Here is a 20534-nt window from a genome sequence, read left to right on the forward strand (position 1 = left end):
ACACACCGCTTTCGCGAGCAGGCTCGCTCCCACAGTTTTGATTGGGGTGTTCACAAAGTCTGTGCCCGCACCCATCTCCTGTGGGAGCTGGTGTCACAGGTTCTGCGCCACCCTGCCCTCACCCCAACACTTCACCCGCCACCTGATCGATAGCCCCTTTGGTGATGTCGACGATCAGGTCCGCCTCTTCGCGGGTCAGGATCAGCGGCGGGGCGAAGCCCAGGATGTCGCCGTGGGGCATGGCGCGGGCGATCATGCCGCGTTCCAGGCAAGCGGCCGAGACCCTGGGGCCGACTTTCAGCGCCGGATCAAAAGCGCTGCGCTGCTCGCGATCAGCCATGAACTCCACCGCCGCAAGCATGCCATCACCGCGCACTTCACCCACCAGCGGATGGCCTTCGAGGCTTTCACGCAGCCGGCGGTTCAGGTAGCCGCCGACATCCTCGGCGTTGGCGGTGAGGTTTTCCCGCTCGAGAATGTCGAGGTTGGCCAGTGCCGCCGCCGCGCAGATCGGATGCCCTGAATAGGTCCAGCCATGCCCCATGGCGCCTTCGGTCTGGGAGGCTTTTTCAATCACACTCCAGACCTTTTCCCCGATGATCACCGCCGACAACGGTGCATACGCGCTGGTCAGGCCTTTGGCGGTGGTGATCAGGTCCGGCTTCATACCGTAGCGCTGGCTGCCCATCTTCGAGCCCAGGCGACCGAAGGCGCAGACCACTTCATCGGCAATCAGCAACACGTCATACTTTTTCAGCACCGCCTGGATCGCGTCCCAATAACCGGCCGGCGGAACAATGATCCCGCCCGTGCCCATCAAAGGCTCACCAATGAACGCCGCCACGGTGTCCGGCCCTTCAGCCAGGATCATTTTTTCCAGCTCATCGGCGCAGTAGCGTACGAACGTGCCTTCGTCCATGCCCGCCGGGGCCTTGCGATACCAATGGGGGCACACGGTGTGCTTGACCCCTTCCACCGGCAGGTCGAAATGCTGGTGGAAGGTCGCCAGCCCAGTCAGGCTGCCGGTCATGATGCCCGAACCATGGTAGCCACGATCGCGAGAGATGATTTTCTTCTTCTGCGGCCGGCCCAGCACGTTGTTGTAGTAACGCACCAGTTTGACCTGGGTTTCGTTGGCATCGGAACCGGACAGGCCGTAGTAGACCTTTTTCATCCCTTCCGGTGCCCAGTCCATGATGCGACTGGACAGTTCGATGATCGCCTCGCTCGAGTGGCCGACGTAGGTGTGGTAGTAGGCCAGTTCCTTGGCCTGCTTGTAGATGGCATCGGCCACTTCGGTGCGGCCGTAGCCGATGTTCACGCAGTAGAGGCCGGCAAAGGCGTCGATGAAGTCACGGCCTTCATGGTCGCGAATGCGGATGCCCGCTGCGCTCTTGATGATCCGGCCCTTGAGCGCACCGCTGGCGTGGTCGTGGGCGTGGGTCGAGGGGTGCATGAAATGCGCACGGTCTTGTTCGAACAGCGTGTTGAATTCCTGGCTCATGCGGATTCTCCTGGGAACTGGCCTTGATGGTGCAGGCAAAAGTATTTGGTTTCGACGAAGGGCTCGAAGCCCTCGCTGCCACCCTCGCGGCCAAGGCCCGAGGCTTTCATGCCACCGAAGGGAATCGGATGGCCGGTGAACTTGACACCGTTGATCGCGACCATGGCGTGGTCGAGACGGCGAATCAGTGGATAAATGAGGTCCAGGCGGTTGGAGCAAATATAGGCTGCCAGTCCGTACTCGGTGTCGTTGGCCATTTCGATGGCTTCATCCAGAGTGTCAAATGGCATCACCCCGGCGATGGGCGCGAAATTTTCTTCGCGGTAGATGCGCATCTGCGGCGTGACATCAGCCAGCACCGTTGGCTGGTAGAACAACCCGCCCAAGGCATGGGCCTCGCCACCGACCAGGCGCTGGGCGCCAAGGGCCAGAGCATCGGCGACCCGGTCGGCAGTTACGTCGAATGCCGCCTGGTGCATCAACGGGCCAATATCCACATCCTGCTCCTGCTGATCGACCATGGCCGGGCCGACCCGCAACGCCCGAACCGCCGCGGCGAAACGGCTGAGGAACGCCTGATAAACCGGGCGCTGGACCATGATCCGGTTCGCCGCGCAGCAATCCTGGCCCGAGGTCTGGAACTTCGCCTCCACGGCGACTTTTACCGCCAGCGCCAGGTCAGCATCGGCGCAGACAATGAACGGCGCGTTGCCGCCCAACTCCAGGGCGACTTTCTTCACATCATGGGCGGCGGCTTGCAGCACCAGTTTGCCGACCCGAGTCGAGCCGGTGAAGCTCACTGAGCGGACACGGCGATCCTTGACCAGGGTTTCCATGGTCATCTGCGGCTCACCCAACACCACGTTGAAGACCCCGGCAGGAAAACCCGCCTCCTCGGCCAATTGCGCCAAGGCCAAAGCCGAGTACGGCGTTTCGTGGGCCGGTTTGATGACCACGGTGCAACCGGCAGCCAGGGCAGCGGCGGCCTTGCGGGTGATCATCGCCGACGGAAAATTCCACGGCGTGAGCAGCGCGCAGACGCCCACTGGCTCCTTGAGGGTGCCCAGGTGGGCGTTGGGAATGTGGCTGGGGATGTTCTGCCCGTACAAGCGCCGGGCCTCTTCAGCGAACCAGGGAATGAAGCTTGCGGCATAGGCGATTTCGCCACGGGATTCGGCCAGGGATTTGCCCTGCTCCAGGCTGAGGATGCGCGCCAGGTCTTCACTGTGTTCGACGATCAACGCCGCCCAGCGTCGTAGAATCTCGCCCCGGGCATCCTGGCTCTGTTCACGCCACGCGGGGAATGCTTGCTGGGCCGCGTCCACCGCCGCGACAATCTGCGGCTGATCGAGCATCGGCACATGGCCGATCACCGTGCGGGTGGCGGGGTTGTGCACGGCAATGCTCTGGCCGCTGTCGCTGTGGACCCACTGGCCGTTGATGTAGCAAAGCGCTTTGAACAGCAGCGGATGTTGATAAGTCATGACGTTCACTCCAGACCGTGTGCGTGAAACCATGCTAGGGCAGCGGCACTTGGATAATCGGGTGTTTGCCGTGGGTCATTGCTTGGTTTTTTCTGAAACAAGGGGCTGTAAAAGTGATTTCTGCGGTGCTCAGGTTGACGGTGCCAGCTCCGCCGGCAAGGCGCCGCCGGTCTTGATGGTTTTGGTGACGATGTAGGTGAAATAGCGCTCGATGCCGAGGTCTTCGAGCAGCAGTTGATCGACAAAGCGCTGGTAGTGATCGATATCCGGAGACTGGATCATCGCCAGGTAATCCACCCCGCCACCGGTGGCGTAACAGAACGCGACTTGCGGGGCGGTGGCCATGCGCTGCTCGAAGCGACGCATGTCCTGGGCGGTGTGTCGGGCCAGGGTGATTTCCACTAGCACCTGTTGACGCTTGAACACCGCGCCCCAGTCGATCTGCGCCCGATAGCCGGTGATCAGCCCTGCCATTTCCAGCTTGCGCACCCGCTCCCAGGCCGGCGTCACCGAAAGGTTGATCGCCTCGGCCAGACTCGACTTGGTGATCCGTCCATCCTCCGCGAGGATCTGCAGGATCTTGAGGTCATAGCGGTCGAGCTTGTGCATGGGCCGGGCTCCCGGTGATTAAAAACTCAAGGCATACATCAATTGTGGCGAGGGGATTTATCCCCGCTGGGCTGCGAAGCAGCCCCCAAGTTACTGACTCAATCTGTCTGCCATACCGAAGTGTCAGGTTGTAGGGTCGCTGCGCAACCCAGCGGGGATAAATCCCCTCGCCACAAGTTCAGTGCCAACCCGACTCACGCCAACACATCCGCAATCACTGCCAAGGTATCGCCACACTGCACCAGCCCCGGAAAGTGTCGGGCCGCCAGCAGCCCGCTGCGGGCGGCGCGGTATTCAACGGGGGCAACGCCGCTGCGGGTGGCGTCGTAGATACGCGCCACCACCTCACCCTGAGTCACGTGTTCCCCCAGGTCGCGGCACATTTCCAGCAGGCCGTCGTGTTCGCTGGCGATGAAGCAACTGGCATCGGGCATATCGAGCATCATCGATGGCTGTAGCTCGATTTCGCCGCGCAGGATGCCTGCGTGGATCAGCAGATTGCGTACGCCGCGCTCAGCAATCGCCACGCTGCGGGCCGTCGATGAGCCGCCACCGCCCAGTTCGGTGGTGACAAACACCTTGCCCTGGGATTCGGCGGCAGTGTCGTACATCGCCCCGGCGTCCAGTTCCAGCATGCGCATGCAATACGGCGCATTGAACGCCAGCATCCCCGCCTCGCAACGGGCCTGTTGCTGCTTGTCCGGCAACACGTGGCAGGCGGCGAATGGCAGGAAATCCAGAGTGCGGCCACCGGAGTGGATGTCCAGGACGATGTCGGCCAAAGGCAGCAATGTACGGTTGAAGTAATCGGCGATTTTCTCGGTGACGGTACCGTCCGGCTTGCCGGGAAAACTGCGGTTGAGATTGCCCTTGTCGATGGGCGAAGTCCGGCGTGCGGCATGGAACGCCGGGGTGTTCATGAACGGCACGATAATCACCCTTCCGCTCACCTCTTGCGCGGTCAACCGTTGTGCCAGCTTGCTCAGGGCTACCGGGCCTTCGTACTCATCGCCGTGGTTGCCACCACTGAGCAACGCCGTCGGGCCGCTGCCGCGCTGGATCACGGTGATGGGAATCATCACCGCGCCCCAGGCCGAATCGTCTCGCGAATACGGCAGTTTGAGGAAACCGTGCTGTACGCCCTCGCGGGTGAAATCGACCGTGGCGCTGATGGGATTGGCAGGCAAGTCAGTCATGGCTCAATCCTTCACGAACAATTGACGAGGCACGTTGCACAGCGTCTCGACGCCGGTTTCGGTGATCAGGATGCTTTCGGTGATTTCCAGGCCCCAATCGTCCATCCACAATCCCGGCATGAAGTGGAACGTCATGCCCGGCTGCAACACGCTGGTGTCGCCGGGGCGCAGGCTCATGGTGCGCTCGCCCCAATCCGGTGGGTAACTGATACCGATCGGGTAGCCGCAACGGCTGTCCTTGTGGATGCCGAACTTCTCCAGCACTTTGAAAAACGCCACGGCGATGTCGCCCGTGGTGTTGCCCGGCTTGGCCGCGTCCAGGCCGGCGGCGATGCCCTCGACCACGGCTTTTTCGCCGTCGAGAAAATGCTGCGGCGGCTTGCCCAGGTAGATGGTGCGTGACAGCGGGCAGTGGTAACGCTTGTAGCAACCGGCAATCTCGAAAAAAGTCCCGGCGCCCTTCTCGAACGGCGAGTCGTCCCAGGTCAGGTGCGGCGCGCTGGCGTCGGCACCAGTGGGCAGCAAGGGCACGATGGCTGGGTAATCGCCGCCATGACCATCGGCCCCAAGGATGCCGCTGCTGTAGATCTCGGCCACCAGTTCGTTCTTGCGCATACTCGGCTCGATCCGCTCCAGAATCCGACCGTGCATGTTCTCGACGATGCGCGCGGCGATGCGCATGTAGGCGATTTCCTGGGGGGACTTGACCGCCCGCTGCCAGTTCACCAGGCCCACCGCGTCCACCAGTTTGGCCTGCGGCAAATGTTTTTGCAGCGACAGGTATGCGGCGGCGCTGAAGTAGTAGTTGTCCATCTCCACGCCGATGGTCAGCGCGCCCCAGCCACGAGCGCTGATCACTTCCCGGGACAGGTAGTCCATGGGATGGCGTTCGCGCGACTGCACGTAGATGTCCGGGTAGCCGACGATATTCTCGGCCTGCATGAACACCGTGCGTTTGGCACCGTTGGCATCCTGGCCGCGACCGAACCACACGGGCTCGCCGTCCAGCGCCAGCAGCACGCACTGGTGTACGTAGAACGACCAACCGTCGTAGCCGGTGAGCCAGGCCATGTTCGACGGATCGGTGACCAGCAACAGCTCCAGGCCCTGGACCTGCATGGCCACACGGACCTTCGCCAGGCGCTGGGCGTATTCCTCCCGCTGGAACGGAAGATTGACGACTATCTCTGACATCCACCTGCCCTCTGATCAATGACGCACGAATAAAAGATCGGTCAACGACCGAATGGGAAACCCTTGCCTGCCGCCCGCGCCCGCTCGAAAGCCAGGTTGGCGATGGCGGTGTCCTGGGCGCCGGTGCCGGTGAGGTCGCACAAGGTGACTTGCGCCTCATCGGTCCGCCCGGCCCGCTGCCCCGCCAACACCTGGCCCAGCTCCAGCAACGCCGACTCATCGCCGACGACACCGGCCGCCAGGGCGTGATGCAATTCGCCGAGCACGCGGGTCTGGCTCAGGCGATCAGCGACGTAGCAGTCGACTGCCGCCAGGGCTTGCGGACAAATCTCGTTCTTGTGCTCCGCGTCCGAGCCCATCGCCGTGATATGCAGGCCGGGATGCAGATGCCGGGACTCGATCAGCGGCTCACGACTGGGTGTGCAGGTAATGGCGATGTCCACACCTTCCAGCGCGGCGTCGAGCGTTGCGCACGGTGTCACCGAAAGCCCCGTCTCACGTGCCAGTTCGGCACTGAAGGCCTGGGCCTTTTGTGCATCGCGAGCCCAGACCCGCACCTCCTCGATGGGCCGCACCAGGCGCAGCGCCTGAAGCTGCAACGCGGCCTGCTCGCCGGCACCGATCAACGCGACACTGCGGCTCTGCGGGCGGGACAGGCAGCGCGCCGCCACCGCCCCGGCCGCGGCCGTGCGCACGGCAGTGAGGTAGCCGTTGTCGAGTAACAGCGCCTCGAGCAAACCGGTGCGCGCCGACAACAGCATCATCATGCCGTTGAGGCTGGGCAGGCCGAGTTTCGGATTATCGAAAAAGCCTGGGCTGACCTTGATCGCAAACCGCTCCAGACCCGGCAGGTAAGCGGTCTTCACATCCACCTCACCGTTATGTTCGGGGATGTCCAGCCGCAGGATCGGCGGCATCGCCACGGCTGCCGTTGCCAGCAGCACGAAGGCCTGCTCAATGGCGTCGATGCTGGGCAAGTCGAGGGCCACGCAACTGCGCAGATCCGCTTCGCTCAATAGGGTGACTTCACTCATGGCTGGCTCCGTTGCGGCTGAAGGTTATTGAGGGGCACCGGCGATCACGCGGGCATGTTGTTCGGTGTCGACGTTGCGCCCGCTGATCACCAGCACAATGGGGCCGCGCGGTTCGATCAGGCCGTCGAGCAAAGCGGCAATACCCACCACGGCAGCGCCCTCAAGCACCAGGCGCTCCTCGTGATAGGCGTGGCGCAAGGCATTGGCGATGGAAGCTTCTGAAAGCAGGTGCAGGTCATCGCTCAGTTGCCGGGTCATGTCGAAGGTGTAGCGGTTGTCCAGGCCGATGCCGCCGCCGAGGGAGTCCGCCAGGGTGGGCAACTCCTCGACTTCCACCGGATGCCCGGCGGCGAGGCTGGCGCCCATGGCGGCGCCTCGGGCCATGCTGATGCCATGCACCTGAATCGCCGGATTCGCACTTTTGAGCGCCAGCGCCACGCCGGCGAACAGGCCGCCACCGGACAACGGCACCAGCACCTGGGCCACGTCCGGCTGTTGTTCGAGGATCTCCAGGCCGAGGGTGCCCTGGCCGGCGATGATCGCCGAATGGTCGAAGGGCGGCAGAAAGGTCGCACCCTGCTCTCTGGCGATGCGTTCGGCTTCGCGCTGGGCATCGTCCTGGGACTGACCGACGATGCACACCTGGGCGCCGAGGTCGCGGATCGCCTGGACCTTGTTGGCCGGCACCAGGTTCGACAGGCAGACAATCGCCTTGACGCCTTGTTGCGAAGCGGCATGGGCCAGCGCCCGACCATGATTGCCGGTCGAAGCGGTGACCACGCCGAGGGCCTTTTGCTCGGGGCTGAGCTGGGCCACGGCATTGCTCGCACCACGCAATTTGAAGCTGCCGGTGATTTGCAGGGATTCAAGCTTGAGGTACACCGCCACCCCCATCAGCCGTGACAGGCTGGGGGAATGCTCCATGGGCGTACGCCGCACCAGCGATTCGATGCGCTGGCGAGCGAGGTAGACATCCTGTAGCTGCAACACTGCCATGACCGCGTCCCGAGCTGATGTGTTGGGCGCAGTCTAAGAGGGCTGGATTGTGGTGATGAATGTACTAGGGCAATTTAATCAATGATTGTCCGGCCCCAAATCCTCGACCACTACAAATCCCCTGTGGGAGCGAGCCTGCTCGCGATGGGGACAGTACAGCCACAGTTTTTGTTGGCTGTTACGCCGCTATCGCGAGCAGGCTCGCTCCCACAGTTAAAAATCATGCACCTGCGGATACTGGTCAAACATCTCGCGCATGCCGATCAGCGCATGGCGCATTTCCTCATCGCTGCATTCGGCGCCTACGCATACTCGCACCGCACGGGGTTTGGGGGTGCCGCGCACGGTGAACGGGTCGGGAGAGGTTACGGCGATGTGTTTGTGCCGCAGCGCCCGCACCAGGCTGTCCACCTCCCACCGGGGTGGGATGCCTATCCAGGCATTCAAGGCGTGAGGATGCTGGCCCAGCAAATGCTCGCCCATGTACTCGGTCACCATCGCCTGGCGCCCGGCCAACAGCCGTCGTTGCAACTGCACCAGCGACTCGGCGCGGCCATCGCGAATCCAGCGGGCGGCGATCTCCGACACCATGGGCGTGGCCATCCAACTGTTGACCCGCAGGATGCTCTCGGTGCGTAGCGCCAGGCGCTTGGGCACCACCAGATAACCGATGCGCAGCCCCGTGAGCACCGACTTGGTCATGCTGGTGCAATAGAACGACAGCTCCGGCAGGTAGTGGCTGATGGGCGGCGCACGGCGCTCGTCCAGCAGCGGACCGTATACGTCATCTTCGATGATGTGCACACCAAAGCGCCGGGCAATCTCGGCGATTTCCCGCCGGCGGGTGTCGGGCATCAGGCTGGTGGTGGGGTTGTTCAGGTTCGGCGTGCACACCAGCGCGGTGATGCGCTCGTTGCTGCACATGTCCTCGAAGTGTTCAGGGTCGATGCCATAGCGATCCATCTCCAGGCCCTTGAGGGTGAAACCCAGCACCTGGGAATTGCCGATCACCCCGTGGTCGGTCACCCCTTCGCAAAGCACCACATCATCGGGGCCGGCCAGGGAAGCAAGAGCAAGGAAGATCCCATGGGCTGCGCCGTTGGTGATCAATATGTCATTGCGATCAACCTTCAACCTCTGGCGGCCGATCCATTGGGCGGCCGCTTCGCGATGGGATTCAAAACCTGCGATCGGACGAAAAGCATGAATCCACGGCTGATCTTCTTCGGTGCTCAATTGAAGGCAGGTGTCGCGCCAGAACTGGTCGTGCTCGCGGGTGTGCATGATTCGCGTGATGGAAAAATCCACCAGCGCGCGTTCGGGGCTGTCGAGAATGTAGGTTGCGACCCGATCACTCATACGTCGCGAAACGAAGCTGCCGCGCCCCACTTCACAGCGCACCAGCCCCTGGCGCTCCAGCTCCTTGTAGGCATTGGTGACGGTCTGCACGCTGATGCCCATGGCGTCGGCCACTTGCCGTTGCGGCGGCAGGCGTTGGTCATTGGCCAGGGCGCCCTGCTCGATATCGTCAGCAATGGCCTGTACCAGAATCTTGTATTTGGACTCACCGCTACGGGCCGCGTCCAAGGCTGATTTCCACTTTTCCATGACGCTGCAACCCGCGTGTGTTCTGGTGCGCACAGCATCCCGCGGCAACGGCGACAAAGCAATTGTCCTAGTGCAATACAATCGGTGCCGGGGCTTTTGTATGCTCGGTCCAAGGTTGTCATCCAGGCGGGTTCACCACCCCGACAAAAAAGCCGGATCGACCTGTACCGGCGCCGCTCCCGATTCCAGGCCAAGGCCGGATCAGCCGCTGTACGCTTTGCTCTTGTAACACTGCCTCCTACCACAGAGCCGTCAAACGACGGATCCACAAGAAACAGGAGATTTTACCGATGAGCAATTTCCTTCCCGCCACATGCGCGCCCCTGCGTCGGCTCTTAATGACTTGTGCCGTACTTGGCCTGGCTGGCAGCGTTCACGCCGCCACCCTCGATACCGTCAAAAGCAACAGCAGCATCCGGATCGGCTACGCCAACGAAACGCCGTTCGCCTTTACCGAAACCGACGGCACCGTTACCGGTGAATCACCGGAAATCGCCAAGATCATCTTCGCCAAGATGGGCATCAAGCAGGTCAACGGCGTGCTCACCGAATGGGGCTCGCTGATTCCCGGCCTGCGCGCCGGCCGATTCGATGTGATTGCCGCCGGGATGTACATCACGCCGGCGCGCTGCAAGCAGGTATTGTTCACCGATCCGCAATACCAGCTGCCCGATGCCCTGCTCGTGGCCAAGGGCAATCCCAAGCAACTGCACAGCTATGAAGACATCGCCAAACAACCGGACGTGAAGCTGGCAATCATGGCCGGTACGGTGAACCTGGCGTACGCCCGGGATTCCGGGGTCAAGGATGAGCAGATCCTTCAGGTCCCCGACACCACCGCGCAGTTGCAAGCGGTGCGCGCCGGTCGCGCGGACGCTGCCGTCGGCACGCAACTGACCATGAAGGGCCTGGCCAGCAAGGGCGGTGACAAGGTTGAGGCGATGACCGAGTTCAAGGACGACCCGTCGCACATCGGCTACGGCGCCCTCGCCTTCCGCCCCGAAGACAAAGACCTGCGCGATGCGGTCAATGCCGAGCTGAAGAAATGGCTAGGCTCTGAAGAACACCTCAAGGCCGTTGCGCCGTTCGGTTTCGACAAGTCCAACGTGACCAGCAAAACCGCGGCCGAGCTCTGCGCTCAGCCATAGCCGAAACGGGCATGACGCGCAGTGCGTGATGCCTGTTCCCTGCTTCATCGGATATCGGGTTGAACCATGGGCGAATTACTTCCGTTATTGATTCAAGGGGCCTGGGTCACGCTTCAGGTGACCTTTCTCGGCTCACTGCTGGCGATCGTCGCCGCGGTCCTGGCGGCCTTGGGGCGGCTGTCACCGTGGCGAGCGCTGCGCTGGTTTTCCATCACCTACATCGAAGTGTTTCGTGGCACGTCGCTGCTGGTGCAGTTGTTCTGGTTGTTCTTCGTGCTACCACTGCCGCCGTTCAACGTTGAGTTGAGCCCCTATGCTGTGGCGATTGTCGGCCTGGGCCTGCACATCGGCGCTTATGGTGCCGAAGTCATGCGCGGCGCCATCAGCTCGGTGGCCAAGGGGCAATACGAAGCCTGCACGGCGCTGAATTTCAGCGGCTTCAAGCGCTTCAAACGGATCATCCTGCCCCAGGCCCTGCTGGCGGCGATCCCACCGGGCACCAACCTGCTGATCGAGTTGCTGAAGAACACGTCGCTGGTGTCGTTGATCACGTTGTCCGACCTGAGCTTCCGCGCGCGGCAGCTGGATCAGGCAACCTTCCAGACCCTGGAGATCTTCAGCCTGGCGCTGGTGATGTATTTCATCCTCGCCCAGGCCATTAACCTGGGTATGCGCCATGTCGAACGACGACTGAGCCGGGGCCGGATGCGTGGAGGTCTGTCATGACCCTGTTCGACTGGTCCTACGCCGCACAGATCCTGCCGGACTTGCTGCGCGCCTCGCTCAATACGGTGGGCATCACCCTGATCGGCTTTCTGATCGCGATTGTCCTGGGGCTGTTCCTGGCAATTGGTCGGCGCAGCCGGAAAGTCTGGCTGTCATGGCCGGCCACCGCCGTGATCGAGTTCATCCGCAGTACGCCGCTGCTGATCCAGGTGTATTTCCTCTATTACGTGCTGCCTAACTACGGCTTGAGCCTGACGGCCATGCAAGTGGGGATCCTGGGTATCGGCCTGCACTACGCCTGCTACATCGCCGAGGTCTATCGCAGCGGCCTCGACGCGGTGCCGCGGGCGCAGTGGGAAGCGGTGACGGCACTGAACATCGCTCCGTACAACGCTTACCGCAACATCATCCTGCCCCAGGCGCTGCGGCCGATCATACCGCCGCTGGGCAATTACCTGGTGGCGATGCTCAAGGACACGCCGGTGCTGTCGGCGATCACCGTGGTGGAAATCATGCAGCAGGCCAAGAACATCGGCTCCGAGCATTTCCGTTACCTGGAACCGATCACCATGGTCGGCCTGTTCTTCCTCGCCCTGAGCCTCGCCTTGGCCTATCTGGTACGGCGCCTTGAAACGCGCATGGAGCTACGCTAATGACTTTACCCCTGTCCTCGCCCACCGATTTGTCCCGGCGCAGCACGCTGGCGTCGCAGCAGGAGGCCCCGGCCATGCAAGATCAGACACCGTCCCGGCCGATCGTGAGTTTCCAGGACGTGACCAAAAGCTATGGCAGCTTTACGGTGCTCGACCATCTGAACCTGGATGTCGCGCCCGGTGAAAAAGTCGCGATCATCGGCCCCAGCGGCTCGGGCAAGTCCACATTGTTGCGGGTGTTGATGACCCTGGAAGGCATCGACCAGGGCCAGATCCGCATCGAAGATGACTCCCTGACCCACATGCCCAACCGCAACGGCGTGCTGGTGCCGGCCAACGACCGGCACATCCGCCGTGTGCGCGGCAAGATCGGCATGGTGTTCCAGAGCTTCAATCTGTTTCCCCACATGACCGCGCTGCAAAACGTGATCGAGGCGCCGGTGCAGGTGCTGGGCATGAATCCGAAGGAAGCCCGGGAGCGCGCCGCCGATTTACTGGAGCTGGTAGGGCTGGGCAGCAAGCTCGACCATTACCCTTCGCAGTTGTCCGGCGGCCAGCAACAACGGGTGGCGATTGCCCGGGCGCTGGCGATGCGACCCAAGGTGATGCTGTTTGACGAAGTGACCTCGGCACTCGATCCGGAACTGTGTGGCGAAGTGCTGAATGTGATCCGCAAACTGGGAGCCGAGCACAACCTGACCATGCTGATGGTGACCCACCAGATGGGCTTCGCCCGGGAATTCGCCGACCGGGTGTGCTTCTTCTACAAAGGGCAGATCCACGAACAGGGCACTCCGGCGCAGATCTTCGAAAACCCGCAGCAGGAGCGCACGTGCGCGTTCTTGAGTGCGGTGAAAGAGGCTAACTGAACCTATCTACTAAAGTGAACACTGTTGTGGCGAGGGAGCTTGCTCCCGCTGGACTGCGCAGCAGGCCCAAAACCAGCCACCACGATGTGTCTGGGGATTGAGTCGATAGATTTTGGGGGCTGCTTCGCAGCCCAGCGGGAGCAAGCTCCCTCGCCACAAAGGTCCAAACGCTAGCCGCAAAAAAGGGGGCCCCTGTTTTCAGGGGCCCCCCTTTCATTTACCGCCCAGCGGTTATGGGTACTGCTGGTAAGTCTGCCCCTGCTGCGGCGCTGTCTGGTATTGCTGGCCCGGAATGGCCTTGAGGTTGACTTCGACACGGCGGTTTTGCGCGCGGCCATTGACGTCGGCGTTGCTGGCCACCGGATTGTCCGGGCCGGCACCGCGGGCCGTCAGGTTGGCGCCACTGACACCTTGGGACGTCAGGTAGGTCGCCACGCTCTGTGCACGACGTTGCGACAGATCCATGTTGTGCTGGCGGCTGCCGGTGCTGTCGGTATAACCCACGATTTCGATCTGGTTCTGGTTGAACTCCTTGAGGGAGTTGGCCAGGTTGTTCAGCGGCTGGTAGAAACTGGACGCGATGTTCGCCGAGTCGGTGGCGAAGGTGATGTTGCCCGGCATGATCAGTTTGATCTGGTCGCCCTGACGCTGCACTTCAACGCCGGTATTGGCCATGCTGGCACGCAGTTTCTTTTCCTGCTGGTCGGCGTAGTAACCGTAGCCGGCCGCGGAAGCCCCCACGACCGCAGCGCCGATCAATGCACCCTTGCCACGGTTATCGTGACCGATGGCCGCACCGGCCAACGCACCGGCCAGGGCACCGAGGCCGCCGTACTTGGCAGTCTTGCTCATGCCGGAGGACTCTGTGGAGGCCTGCCCCTGGTTGTCATAAGGATTAGGCGACGCGCAGCCGGACAGCAGGGCCACAGCGGTTGCGACAACAATCAAGCGACGCGAGGTGAACATGAAGGTGCTCCTGGTATTTTAATTCTGAAGTGCCAGTATCGACTCTGGCTGGCGTTGGAACACGGCAATTGGCAAAAATTCCGTCCAGCCGTGTCGCACTTGCCTTAATCCTGCGCCAGGCACCGGCTCACCCCCCTGACGATCATCTCCACTTCCCGCCCATCAATGGTCAACGGGGGCAGCAGGCGGATGGTCTTGCCGCGAGTGACATTGATCAGCAGAGCGTGGTCACGTGCGGCACAAAGGCTCAGGTCGCGGACCGGTTGCTTGAGTTCGACGCCGATCATCAAGCCCTGGCCGCGAATCGCCAGCACGTTCGGGTTGTCCGCCAGTTCGGCCGTCAGCCGGTTGAGCAACTGTTCACCCTGATGCCTGGCGTTGTCCAGCAAACCTTGCTCCTGGATGATGTCCAGCACCGTGCAGCCCACCCGGCAGGCCAGCGGATTACCGCCGAAGGTGCTGCCGTGGCTGCCAGGGGTAAACAGTTCGGCCGCTTTGCCCCGGGCCACGCAGGCGCCGATGGGCACGCCATTGCCCAACCCCTTGGCCAGGGTCATGACGTCCGGCACGATGCCTTCGTGCTGGAAGGCAAACCATTGGCCGGTGCGGCCGATACCGGTCTGGATCTCGTCGAGCATCAGCAACCAGGCGCGCCGGGTGCACAGTTGACGCAAGGCCTTGAGATAGCCGGGCGGCGCCAGTTGCACACCGCTTTCGCCCTGGATCGGTTCCACCAGTACCGCAACGATGCGCTCGCCATGAACCTGCTGAATATTTTCCAGCGCCGCCAGATCACCGAATGGCACCTTGATGAAATCCCCCGGCAACCGATTGAAGCCCAAGCGCACCGCCGGGCCATCACTGGCGGACAAGGTGCCCAATGTGCGTCCGTGAAACGCATTCTCCATGACCACCACCAGTGGCTGCTCGATACCTTTGTGCCAGCCATAAAGGCGCGCCAGTTTCAGTGCGGTTTCGTTGGCCTCGGCACCAGAGTTGTTAAAAAACACCCGATCCATGGCTGAGAGCTGAGTGAGTTTTTTCGCCAACCGTTGCTGCCAGTCGATGCCGTACAGGTTGGAGGTGTGCAGCAGCAGGCCAGCCTGCTCGCTGATAGCCTCCACCAGTCGAGGGTGGGAATGGCCGACGTTGGTCACAGCCACGCCCGCCACCGCATCCAGGTACTCGCGACCGTCCTGATCCCACAGGCGCGTACCCAACCCATGGGTAAAATTCAGCGCCAGGGGTTGGTAGGTGGTCATCAGGCAGGCGGCGGTCATGGCTTCAAGCTCCATCAGGTGGTTTTTTCCAGTATGGTTAGCCACTCTTGCTGGATAAACGCTACATTCCTTCAATCATTTTAAAGCCAGGCTTGATAATGGATCTTTTTCAGGCAATGACGGTTTACGTCAAAGTGGTGGAAACCGGGAGCCTCACAGCGGCGGCCCAGGCGTGCGAAATGTCCACCACCATGGTGGGTAATCACCTTCGCGCACTGGAAGAACGTCTTGGCGTGCGCCTGATCAACCGTACGACGCGGCGCCAGCGCCTGACGGAATTCGGCTCTTCCTATTACCAGCGCTGCCTGGAAGTACTCGGGCTGGTGGCCGATTCCGAACGACTGGCCGAGCAGACGCAAGGCGAGCCCACCGGCACCTTGCGCATCACCGCGCCACTGACCTTTGGCACCGAGCGACTTGCCCCGGCGCTGGCCGAATTCAGCCGGCTCCATCCCCAGCTTAAACTCGACGTGGTGCTGACCAACCAACGCCTGGACCTGCTGGATCACGGTTTCGACGTCGCCATCCGTCTCGGCCCCATCGACCCTAAGCTGATCGCCCGACCATTGATGGACTACACCCTGACCATCTGCGCATCCAGGGCCTACCTGGCGCGCCGAGGCACGCCGCAAAGACCCGCTGAGCTTGAGCAGCACGACTGCCTGTCCTTCGCCTATTCCGCCGGCGACGAGTGGCGCTTCGCCCAGGATCACTGGCCCATCAACGGGCCGGAAGGTGAAATCAAGGTGCCGGTGACCGGGCCGATGCTGATCAACAGTTCCTCAGGACTGCATCGCGCGGCCCTGGCCGGCATGGGCGTGGTGATGCTGCCCGATGCACTGGTGGCGCAAGACCTGGAAGAAGGCCATCTGGTCGCGCTGCTGCAGGACTATCAACTCCCCCACCGGCCAATGAACCTGATGTATGCCCAGGATCGCTATCGGTTGCCCAAACTGCGCAGCTTTGTCGAATTTGCGATGCAGCAATGGGGCAAACCCCAACCCGAATGACAAAGTAGGAGCTGACGCGTGCAACGAGGCTGCGATCTTCCCCCCAGCGCTTGAGTCCCACACAGACCGTCCACCCCCGGCCCTCGTCAGCGCCCCAACAGAGCGAACCCCGCTAGTGCCCCCCCGCCCCATCAGCTACTCTTCTTCCTTGGACGAGCATTTTGATATCAAGGCTGATTGAGGAAACGACGATGGGCGACGCCTCGAACATCGATATGCTGCGCCTCGACCTGTCCGGTCTGGACGAAGGTGTGCTGCACACCATCCTTGAGCTGGTCAGCGATGGCATCTGGGACTGGAACGCCAACACCGGTTTCGTCTACCGCAACCCTGGCTGGTACACGATGCTGGGGTATCCGCCTCACTCACTCGATAACACCGTGCTGACGTGGGAAAGCGTGATCCATCCCGATGATTACCCGCAGGTGATGGCTTTGTTCGACGACCACCTGCAACAACGCTCCCATCACTACCAGGCCGAATACCGCTGTCGCACGCGCGACGGCTCCTGGATGTGGATCGAGGACCGTGGCTATGTGATCGCCCGTAACCCCGACGGCACGGTGGCGCGGATGATCGGCGCCCATCGCAGCATTGACGACAAGAAGCGTCTGTTCGAACAACTGGAACGGCGCAACAAATCGCTGGAAGCCGTCATCCAGGAGCGCACCCTGGAACTGTCCCGTGTCAACCATCAGTTGCAGATCCAGCTCGACGAAAACCGCAGGCTTGCCGAAACCGACGCCCTGACGCGGGTTGCCAACCGCTATCGTCTCGAACAGGCCCTGCCGCTGGCCTGCGAGCGTGCCCAGCGTTTTCGCGAGCCGTTGTCACTGATCGCCATGGACGTCGATGACTTCAAGGACATCAATGATCATTACGGTCATGCTTTCGGCGACGCCGCGCTGGTGCAAGTGGTGCAAGCCGTTAAACGCTGCGAACGCGACGGCGACTTGCTCGCACGTTGGGGGGGTGATGAATTCATCATGATTTTGCCCAATACCTCCCTGGCCGACGCCTGCCTGATGGCTGAAACCATTCGCCGCAGCCTGTCCGATCTGCTGCCGGTGGGCGATTTCCAGGTCACCATGAGTTTTGGCGTGGTGCAGCGGCGTGGGGATGAGCAGCACACGATGCTGCTGGACCGGGCGGACCAGGCGCTGTATCGCTCCAAGGTGGCCGGCAAGAATGTGATCTGCCAATGATGCGTACCTGAACAACAAATGCCGACCTGCCACCGGTTCAACCGTGACAACGCCGCCCGGGTCCAATAGATTAGGCGACCGGAAAAAAGCTCAACGCCTTTCTCGCCTCATCCAGCTAACAGAAGTAGTGAAATTTCAATGTCCGATTCCAATACCGCTGAATCCGTAGTCACCCTGTCGTCCAAAGCGGAATACGAAAACTCCATCAATCTTTCACAGCATCTGCCTCAGGCCAAAAGCATCAGTGAGATGGTTCTCGATGCGTTTCAGTCGAACCGCGAAAGCGATCAGATCCGTGAGCTGCGCAACGCCATCCGCCAGGCCCATGACGCGTTCGACGATGACAAGGCCTACGAACTGATGGGCCAGCTCAAGCAGCTCAAGGACGCCGAAGCCGCCGATTTCGCGGCACTGGAAGACCTGAGCAGCCGCTTCCCCATCAGCCGTATCCTGTCCAGCTACAAGGACGACCCGACCTTCCAGGAACTGGTTTATGGCCTGGCCCTGAAAGTGCTGAACCAGACCCACCAGGCCATCAGCAATCCGAGCGGCAGCAAAGGTAAGGCTTCGCGGCCCAAGAAAGAGGCCGAAGTGTTTGTCATCAGCAAGGACGGCATCAGCGTCACCCTGCCCTTGCGCACCCCACGCTCCAAGCCGAACGTCGACCGCGAGGCCTTCGAATTCCTGGGCTTCAGTTTCGTCGGCGAAGGCGACCAGGCCGAGCTGGAAAGCGAAACCTTCCTGGACAACGACGGCACCGAACAACCGGTCACCCGCAAAAGCATCGTCACCGCCCTGCAACAGCAGAAAGCGTTCGACGGCTACAGCATCGCCCAGCAATAAGCCTTCTTGTTCGGCGGTTGTCAGCCCGCCGCCAGAACCTGTGGGAGCGAGCTTGCTCGCGATAGCGGTGGTTCAGCTTGCATCGATGTTGAATGGGCCGGCGTCATCGCGAGCAGGCTCGCTCCCACAATGGATCAGCGGCGTTCGCAGATTATGTGCTCGCCGTAGACCTGTGGGAGCGGGCTTGCTCGCGAAGGCGCCCTGTCAGTCAACATCACCTCAGCTGACCCACCGCTTTCGCGAGCAAGCCCGCTCCCACAGGAATGTCGACAGTTCGAAGCAACACCCACAAAAATGCCCCGCGCTTCTCTCGAAGGCGGGGCTTTTTGTGTGGCGTCTGAAGCTTAAGGCGCGTAAGTCAGCAACAACTCACTCGGCACTTTGAAGTCCAGGGACATCATGACGCTCAGGGCGGTGATGGTGAAGATCGAGAACACGAACAGCTTGCGTGCCCAAACCGTGTCATCCACCGCCTTGTAGCCGGTCCAGGCCATGTACAACCAGTACATGCCCATGGCGGCGGCGACGGCGAGGTAGCTCATGCCGGCGTAGCCGCTGAAGGTCAGCATCAAGGTTGCCACGAGGAAGGCCAGGATGTAGAGCAGGATGTGCTTCTTGGCCACCTGGATGCCGCGCTTGACCGGCAGCACCGGAATCGAGGCGGCCAGGTAATCGTTGAAGCGGAAGATCGCAATGGCATAGGAATGCGGCATCTGCCACAGGCTGAACATCACCAGTAGCGTCAGCGCCGCCATGTCGAAGCTGTTGCTCACCGCGACGTAACCGATCACGGGCGGCATCGCCCCCGACAGACTGCCCACCAGCGTGCCGTGGACCGACTTGCGCTTGAGGTACAGGCTGTAGAAACCGACATAGATGACAAACCCGATCACCGCGAACAGCGCCGCCAACGGGTTGGCCACCCAGTACAGCAGCGCCACACCGGCGACACCCAGCACCGTGGCGAACGCCAGGGCCAGTTGCACCGGGATCAGGCCCTGGACCAGGGCGCGGTTCTTGGTGCGTTCCATCTTGATGTCGATGTCGCGGTCGATGCAGTTGTTGAATACACAACCGGACGCCACCACCAGGGAAGTGCCGATCATCGCCGCCAGAAAGATGGCCAGATCGACATGCCCTTTCGAGGCCAGGAAAAACCCGCCTGCCACAGAAAGCACGTTACCGAAAATGATCCCCGGCTTGGTGATTTGGATAAAGTGCTTTAAGGACATCCGGACTTTCCTCAGTGCGCCATCATGTTGGTGTGGATGCTGAACATGATCCACAACGACAGGCCGACCAGCAGGACAATGACGATCGCGGCAAAGACAAACGCGACCACGTTGTTACGCTGGGCAGCGGAGCGGTCCAGGTGCAGGAAGTACACCAGGTGCACCAGTACCTGGACCACGGCGAAGATCAGGATGATCCACAGGGTCAGGCTTTTCGGCAGCGTCGGGTACATCACCAGGCCAAACGGAATGACCGTCAGGATCACCGACAGAATGAAACCGATGGCGTAGGACTTGACGCTGCCGTGGCCGGCGTCGTGGCCATCGTGGGAATGTGCGTTAGCCATTTACAGGGTCCCCATCAGATAAACAACGGTGAATACGCAGATCCACACCACGTCCAGGAAGTGCCAGAACAGGCTCAGGCAGCTCAGGCGCGTCTTGTTGGTGGCGGTCAGGCCGTTTTTGTGGACCTGGTACATCATGATCGCCATCCAGATCAGGCCGCTGGTCACGTGCAGACCGTGGGTGCCGACCAGGGTGAAGAGCCCGGACAGGAAGCCGCTGCGGCTAGGGCCGTAGCCTTCGGCGATCAGGATGTGGAACTCGTTGATCTCCATGGCGATAAAGCCAGCGCCCAGCAGGAAGGTCATCGCCAACCAGCCCAGTACCTGGGTTTTCTTGCCCTTGAACAACGCCAGCATGGCGAAGCCGTAGGTGATCGAGCTGAACAACAGCAGTGCGGTTTCGCCCAGCACATACGGCAGCTCGAAGATGTCGTGGCCCGACGGGCCACCGGCGACGTTGTTAACCAGCACCGCGTACACCGCGAAGATCGACGCAAACAGAATGCAGTCGGTCATCAGGTAGAGCCAGAAACCGAATACGGTCATCTCGCCCGAGTCGTGGTGATGGTCATCGTGCCCATGGTCATGACCATGGGCGTGTCCAACATTGGTCACTAAGTTCGACATGGT

Annotated in this window: 20 protein-coding genes; 7 read left to right on the forward strand and 13 right to left on the reverse strand. The window is 61.6% G+C overall.

The annotated features are described in order from the left end of the window. Positions 1-118 precede the first annotated feature (118 nt). The 8 genes from MKS85_RS04670 to MKS85_RS04705 form a co-directional block, all read right to left on the reverse strand. Positions 119-1504: an aspartate aminotransferase family protein gene (locus MKS85_RS04670; protein WP_107321904.1), complete on the reverse strand. Its 1386-nt coding sequence runs from the start codon at positions 1502-1504 to the stop codon at positions 119-121. Then, entirely contained in the window at positions 1501-2988 is a 1488-nt protein-coding gene (locus tag MKS85_RS04675; RefSeq protein ID WP_188250941.1) for an NAD-dependent succinate-semialdehyde dehydrogenase, read from the reverse strand. Before MKS85_RS04675 ends, MKS85_RS04670 begins: the two co-directional genes overlap by 4 nt. A gap of 129 nt (positions 2989-3117) precedes the next feature. Continuing rightward, a complete protein-coding gene (locus tag MKS85_RS04680; protein ID WP_076383599.1) occupies positions 3118-3597 on the reverse strand; it encodes an Lrp/AsnC family transcriptional regulator in 480 nt (159 codons plus the stop codon). A 194-nt stretch (positions 3598-3791) separates the two neighbouring features. Then, a complete protein-coding gene (doeB, locus tag MKS85_RS04685) occupies positions 3792-4793 on the reverse strand; it encodes a N(2)-acetyl-L-2,4-diaminobutanoate deacetylase DoeB (RefSeq protein WP_188250942.1) in 1002 nt (333 codons plus the stop codon). Positions 4794-4796: 3 nt separating this feature from the next. After that, positions 4797-5987, reverse strand: coding sequence for an ectoine hydrolase DoeA (doeA, locus tag MKS85_RS04690; protein WP_188250943.1), 1191 nt, complete (start codon positions 5985-5987; stop codon positions 4797-4799). A gap of 41 nt (positions 5988-6028) precedes the next feature. Beyond that, positions 6029-7021: a cyclodeaminase gene (locus tag MKS85_RS04695; protein WP_076383598.1), complete on the reverse strand. Its 993-nt coding sequence runs from the start codon at positions 7019-7021 to the stop codon at positions 6029-6031. 24 nt (positions 7022-7045) lie between these two features. Continuing rightward, complete coding sequence (gene eutB / locus MKS85_RS04700; protein WP_160893368.1) at positions 7046-8017, reverse strand: hydroxyectoine utilization dehydratase EutB; 972 nt, start codon at positions 8015-8017, stop codon at positions 7046-7048. A 213-nt stretch (positions 8018-8230) separates the two neighbouring features. Continuing rightward, a complete protein-coding gene (locus tag MKS85_RS04705) occupies positions 8231-9625 on the reverse strand; it encodes a PLP-dependent aminotransferase family protein (RefSeq protein WP_047228589.1) in 1395 nt (464 codons plus the stop codon). A 290-nt stretch (positions 9626-9915) separates the two neighbouring features. Between MKS85_RS04705 and ehuB the strand changes: the two genes are divergently transcribed. From ehuB to ehuA, 4 genes are all read left to right on the forward strand, one after another. Then, positions 9916-10773 carry an ectoine/hydroxyectoine ABC transporter substrate-binding protein EhuB gene (gene ehuB / locus MKS85_RS04710; RefSeq protein ID WP_047228590.1) on the forward strand — a complete coding sequence of 286 codons (858 nt, stop codon included), beginning with the start codon at positions 9916-9918 and terminating at the stop codon, positions 10771-10773. A gap of 66 nt (positions 10774-10839) precedes the next feature. Next, positions 10840-11499 (forward strand): ectoine/hydroxyectoine ABC transporter permease subunit EhuC, encoded by a 660-nt coding sequence (gene ehuC / locus MKS85_RS04715; RefSeq protein WP_047228591.1) that lies wholly within the window; start codon positions 10840-10842, stop codon positions 11497-11499. Beyond that, the gene (gene ehuD / locus MKS85_RS04720) at positions 11496-12152 is read left to right on the forward strand and encodes an ectoine/hydroxyectoine ABC transporter permease subunit EhuD (RefSeq protein WP_047228592.1); all 657 of its coding nucleotides are present in this window, start codon (positions 11496-11498) and stop codon (positions 12150-12152) included. The genes ehuC and ehuD overlap by 4 nt, the downstream gene beginning before the upstream one ends. Continuing rightward, on the forward strand, positions 12152-13021 hold the full coding sequence (gene ehuA, locus MKS85_RS04725) for an ectoine/hydroxyectoine ABC transporter ATP-binding protein EhuA (RefSeq protein ID WP_370695169.1): 870 nt from the start codon (positions 12152-12154) through the stop codon (positions 13019-13021). The genes ehuD and ehuA overlap by 1 nt, the downstream gene beginning before the upstream one ends. Before the next feature lie 231 nt (positions 13022-13252). Here ehuA and MKS85_RS04730 read toward each other — a convergent pair whose 3' ends face one another. Both MKS85_RS04730 and MKS85_RS04735 read right to left on the reverse strand, forming a co-directional pair. Beyond that, positions 13253-13987: an OmpA family protein gene (locus MKS85_RS04730; protein WP_076383595.1), complete on the reverse strand. Its 735-nt coding sequence runs from the start codon at positions 13985-13987 to the stop codon at positions 13253-13255. A gap of 104 nt (positions 13988-14091) precedes the next feature. Then, the gene (locus MKS85_RS04735) at positions 14092-15267 is read right to left on the reverse strand and encodes an aspartate aminotransferase family protein (protein WP_076386553.1); all 1176 of its coding nucleotides are present in this window, start codon (positions 15265-15267) and stop codon (positions 14092-14094) included. A gap of 98 nt (positions 15268-15365) precedes the next feature. Here MKS85_RS04735 and MKS85_RS04740 point away from each other — a divergent pair, with 98 nt between their 5' ends. The 3 genes from MKS85_RS04740 (at position 15366) to MKS85_RS04750 (ending at position 18325) form a co-directional block, all read left to right on the forward strand. Continuing rightward, a complete protein-coding gene (locus tag MKS85_RS04740) occupies positions 15366-16277 on the forward strand; it encodes a LysR family transcriptional regulator (RefSeq protein ID WP_188250944.1) in 912 nt (303 codons plus the stop codon). Between the two features lie 191 nt (positions 16278-16468). After that, a complete protein-coding gene (locus MKS85_RS04745; protein WP_160893372.1) occupies positions 16469-17482 on the forward strand; it encodes a diguanylate cyclase in 1014 nt (337 codons plus the stop codon). 138 nt (positions 17483-17620) lie between these two features. Beyond that, entirely contained in the window at positions 17621-18325 is a 705-nt protein-coding gene (locus MKS85_RS04750; protein ID WP_139049171.1) for a hypothetical protein, read from the forward strand. A gap of 344 nt (positions 18326-18669) precedes the next feature. Here the strand turns inward: MKS85_RS04750 and cyoE are convergent, their stop codons facing one another. The 3 genes from cyoE to MKS85_RS04765 are packed head-to-tail and all read right to left on the reverse strand — an operon-like array spanning position 18670 to position 20531. Further along, on the reverse strand, positions 18670-19557 hold the full coding sequence (cyoE, locus tag MKS85_RS04755) for a heme o synthase (protein ID WP_047228597.1): 888 nt from the start codon (positions 19555-19557) through the stop codon (positions 18670-18672). A gap of 11 nt (positions 19558-19568) precedes the next feature. Next, positions 19569-19904, reverse strand: a complete 336-nt coding sequence (cyoD, locus tag MKS85_RS04760) for a cytochrome o ubiquinol oxidase subunit IV (protein WP_025211927.1) — start codon at positions 19902-19904, stop codon at positions 19569-19571. Beyond that, entirely contained in the window at positions 19905-20531 is a 627-nt protein-coding gene (locus tag MKS85_RS04765; protein ID WP_310662765.1) for a cytochrome o ubiquinol oxidase subunit III, read from the reverse strand. Positions 20532-20534: the final 3 nt, after the last annotated feature.

The organism is Pseudomonas sp. JL2 (genome assembly GCF_031570495.1).
In the GTDB taxonomy this organism is placed as follows: Bacteria; Pseudomonadota; Gammaproteobacteria; order Pseudomonadales; family Pseudomonadaceae; genus Aquipseudomonas; species Aquipseudomonas rhizophila.

Excerpts from the sequence above, each read along its gene's own strand:
- ehuD (WP_047228592.1), top strand. The coding sequence starts at position 11,496 with ATGACCCTGTTCGACTGGTCCTACGCCGCACAGATCCTGCCGGACTTG.
- MKS85_RS04740 (WP_188250944.1), top strand. The coding sequence starts at position 15,366 with ATGGATCTTTTTCAGGCAATGACGGTTTACGTCAAAGTGGTGGAAACC.
- MKS85_RS04750 (WP_139049171.1), top strand. The coding sequence starts at position 17,621 with ATGTCCGATTCCAATACCGCTGAATCCGTAGTCACCCTGTCGTCCAAA.
- ehuA (WP_370695169.1), top strand. The coding sequence starts at position 12,152 with ATGACTTTACCCCTGTCCTCGCCCACCGATTTGTCCCGGCGCAGCACG.
- cyoE (WP_047228597.1), bottom strand. The coding sequence starts at position 19,557 with ATGTCCTTAAAGCACTTTATCCAAATCACCAAGCCGGGGATCATTTTC.
- MKS85_RS04680 (WP_076383599.1), bottom strand. The coding sequence starts at position 3,597 with ATGCACAAGCTCGACCGCTATGACCTCAAGATCCTGCAGATCCTCGCG.
- MKS85_RS04670 (WP_107321904.1), bottom strand. The coding sequence starts at position 1,504 with ATGAGCCAGGAATTCAACACGCTGTTCGAACAAGACCGTGCGCATTTC.
- eutB (WP_160893368.1), bottom strand. The coding sequence starts at position 8,017 with ATGGCAGTGTTGCAGCTACAGGATGTCTACCTCGCTCGCCAGCGCATC.
- MKS85_RS04765 (WP_310662765.1), bottom strand. The coding sequence starts at position 20,531 with ATGTCGAACTTAGTGACCAATGTTGGACACGCCCATGGTCATGACCAT.
- ehuB (WP_047228590.1), top strand. The coding sequence starts at position 9,916 with ATGAGCAATTTCCTTCCCGCCACATGCGCGCCCCTGCGTCGGCTCTTA.
- MKS85_RS04695 (WP_076383598.1), bottom strand. The coding sequence starts at position 7,021 with ATGAGTGAAGTCACCCTATTGAGCGAAGCGGATCTGCGCAGTTGCGTG.
- MKS85_RS04745 (WP_160893372.1), top strand. The coding sequence starts at position 16,469 with ATGGGCGACGCCTCGAACATCGATATGCTGCGCCTCGACCTGTCCGGT.
- ehuC (WP_047228591.1), top strand. The coding sequence starts at position 10,840 with ATGGGCGAATTACTTCCGTTATTGATTCAAGGGGCCTGGGTCACGCTT.
- MKS85_RS04705 (WP_047228589.1), bottom strand. The coding sequence starts at position 9,625 with ATGGAAAAGTGGAAATCAGCCTTGGACGCGGCCCGTAGCGGTGAGTCC.
- doeA (WP_188250943.1), bottom strand. The coding sequence starts at position 5,987 with ATGTCAGAGATAGTCGTCAATCTTCCGTTCCAGCGGGAGGAATACGCC.
- MKS85_RS04675 (WP_188250941.1), bottom strand. The coding sequence starts at position 2,988 with ATGACTTATCAACATCCGCTGCTGTTCAAAGCGCTTTGCTACATCAAC.
- MKS85_RS04730 (WP_076383595.1), bottom strand. The coding sequence starts at position 13,987 with ATGTTCACCTCGCGTCGCTTGATTGTTGTCGCAACCGCTGTGGCCCTG.
- cyoD (WP_025211927.1), bottom strand. The coding sequence starts at position 19,904 with ATGGCTAACGCACATTCCCACGATGGCCACGACGCCGGCCACGGCAGC.
- doeB (WP_188250942.1), bottom strand. The coding sequence starts at position 4,793 with ATGACTGACTTGCCTGCCAATCCCATCAGCGCCACGGTCGATTTCACC.
- MKS85_RS04735 (WP_076386553.1), bottom strand. The coding sequence starts at position 15,267 with ATGACCGCCGCCTGCCTGATGACCACCTACCAACCCCTGGCGCTGAAT.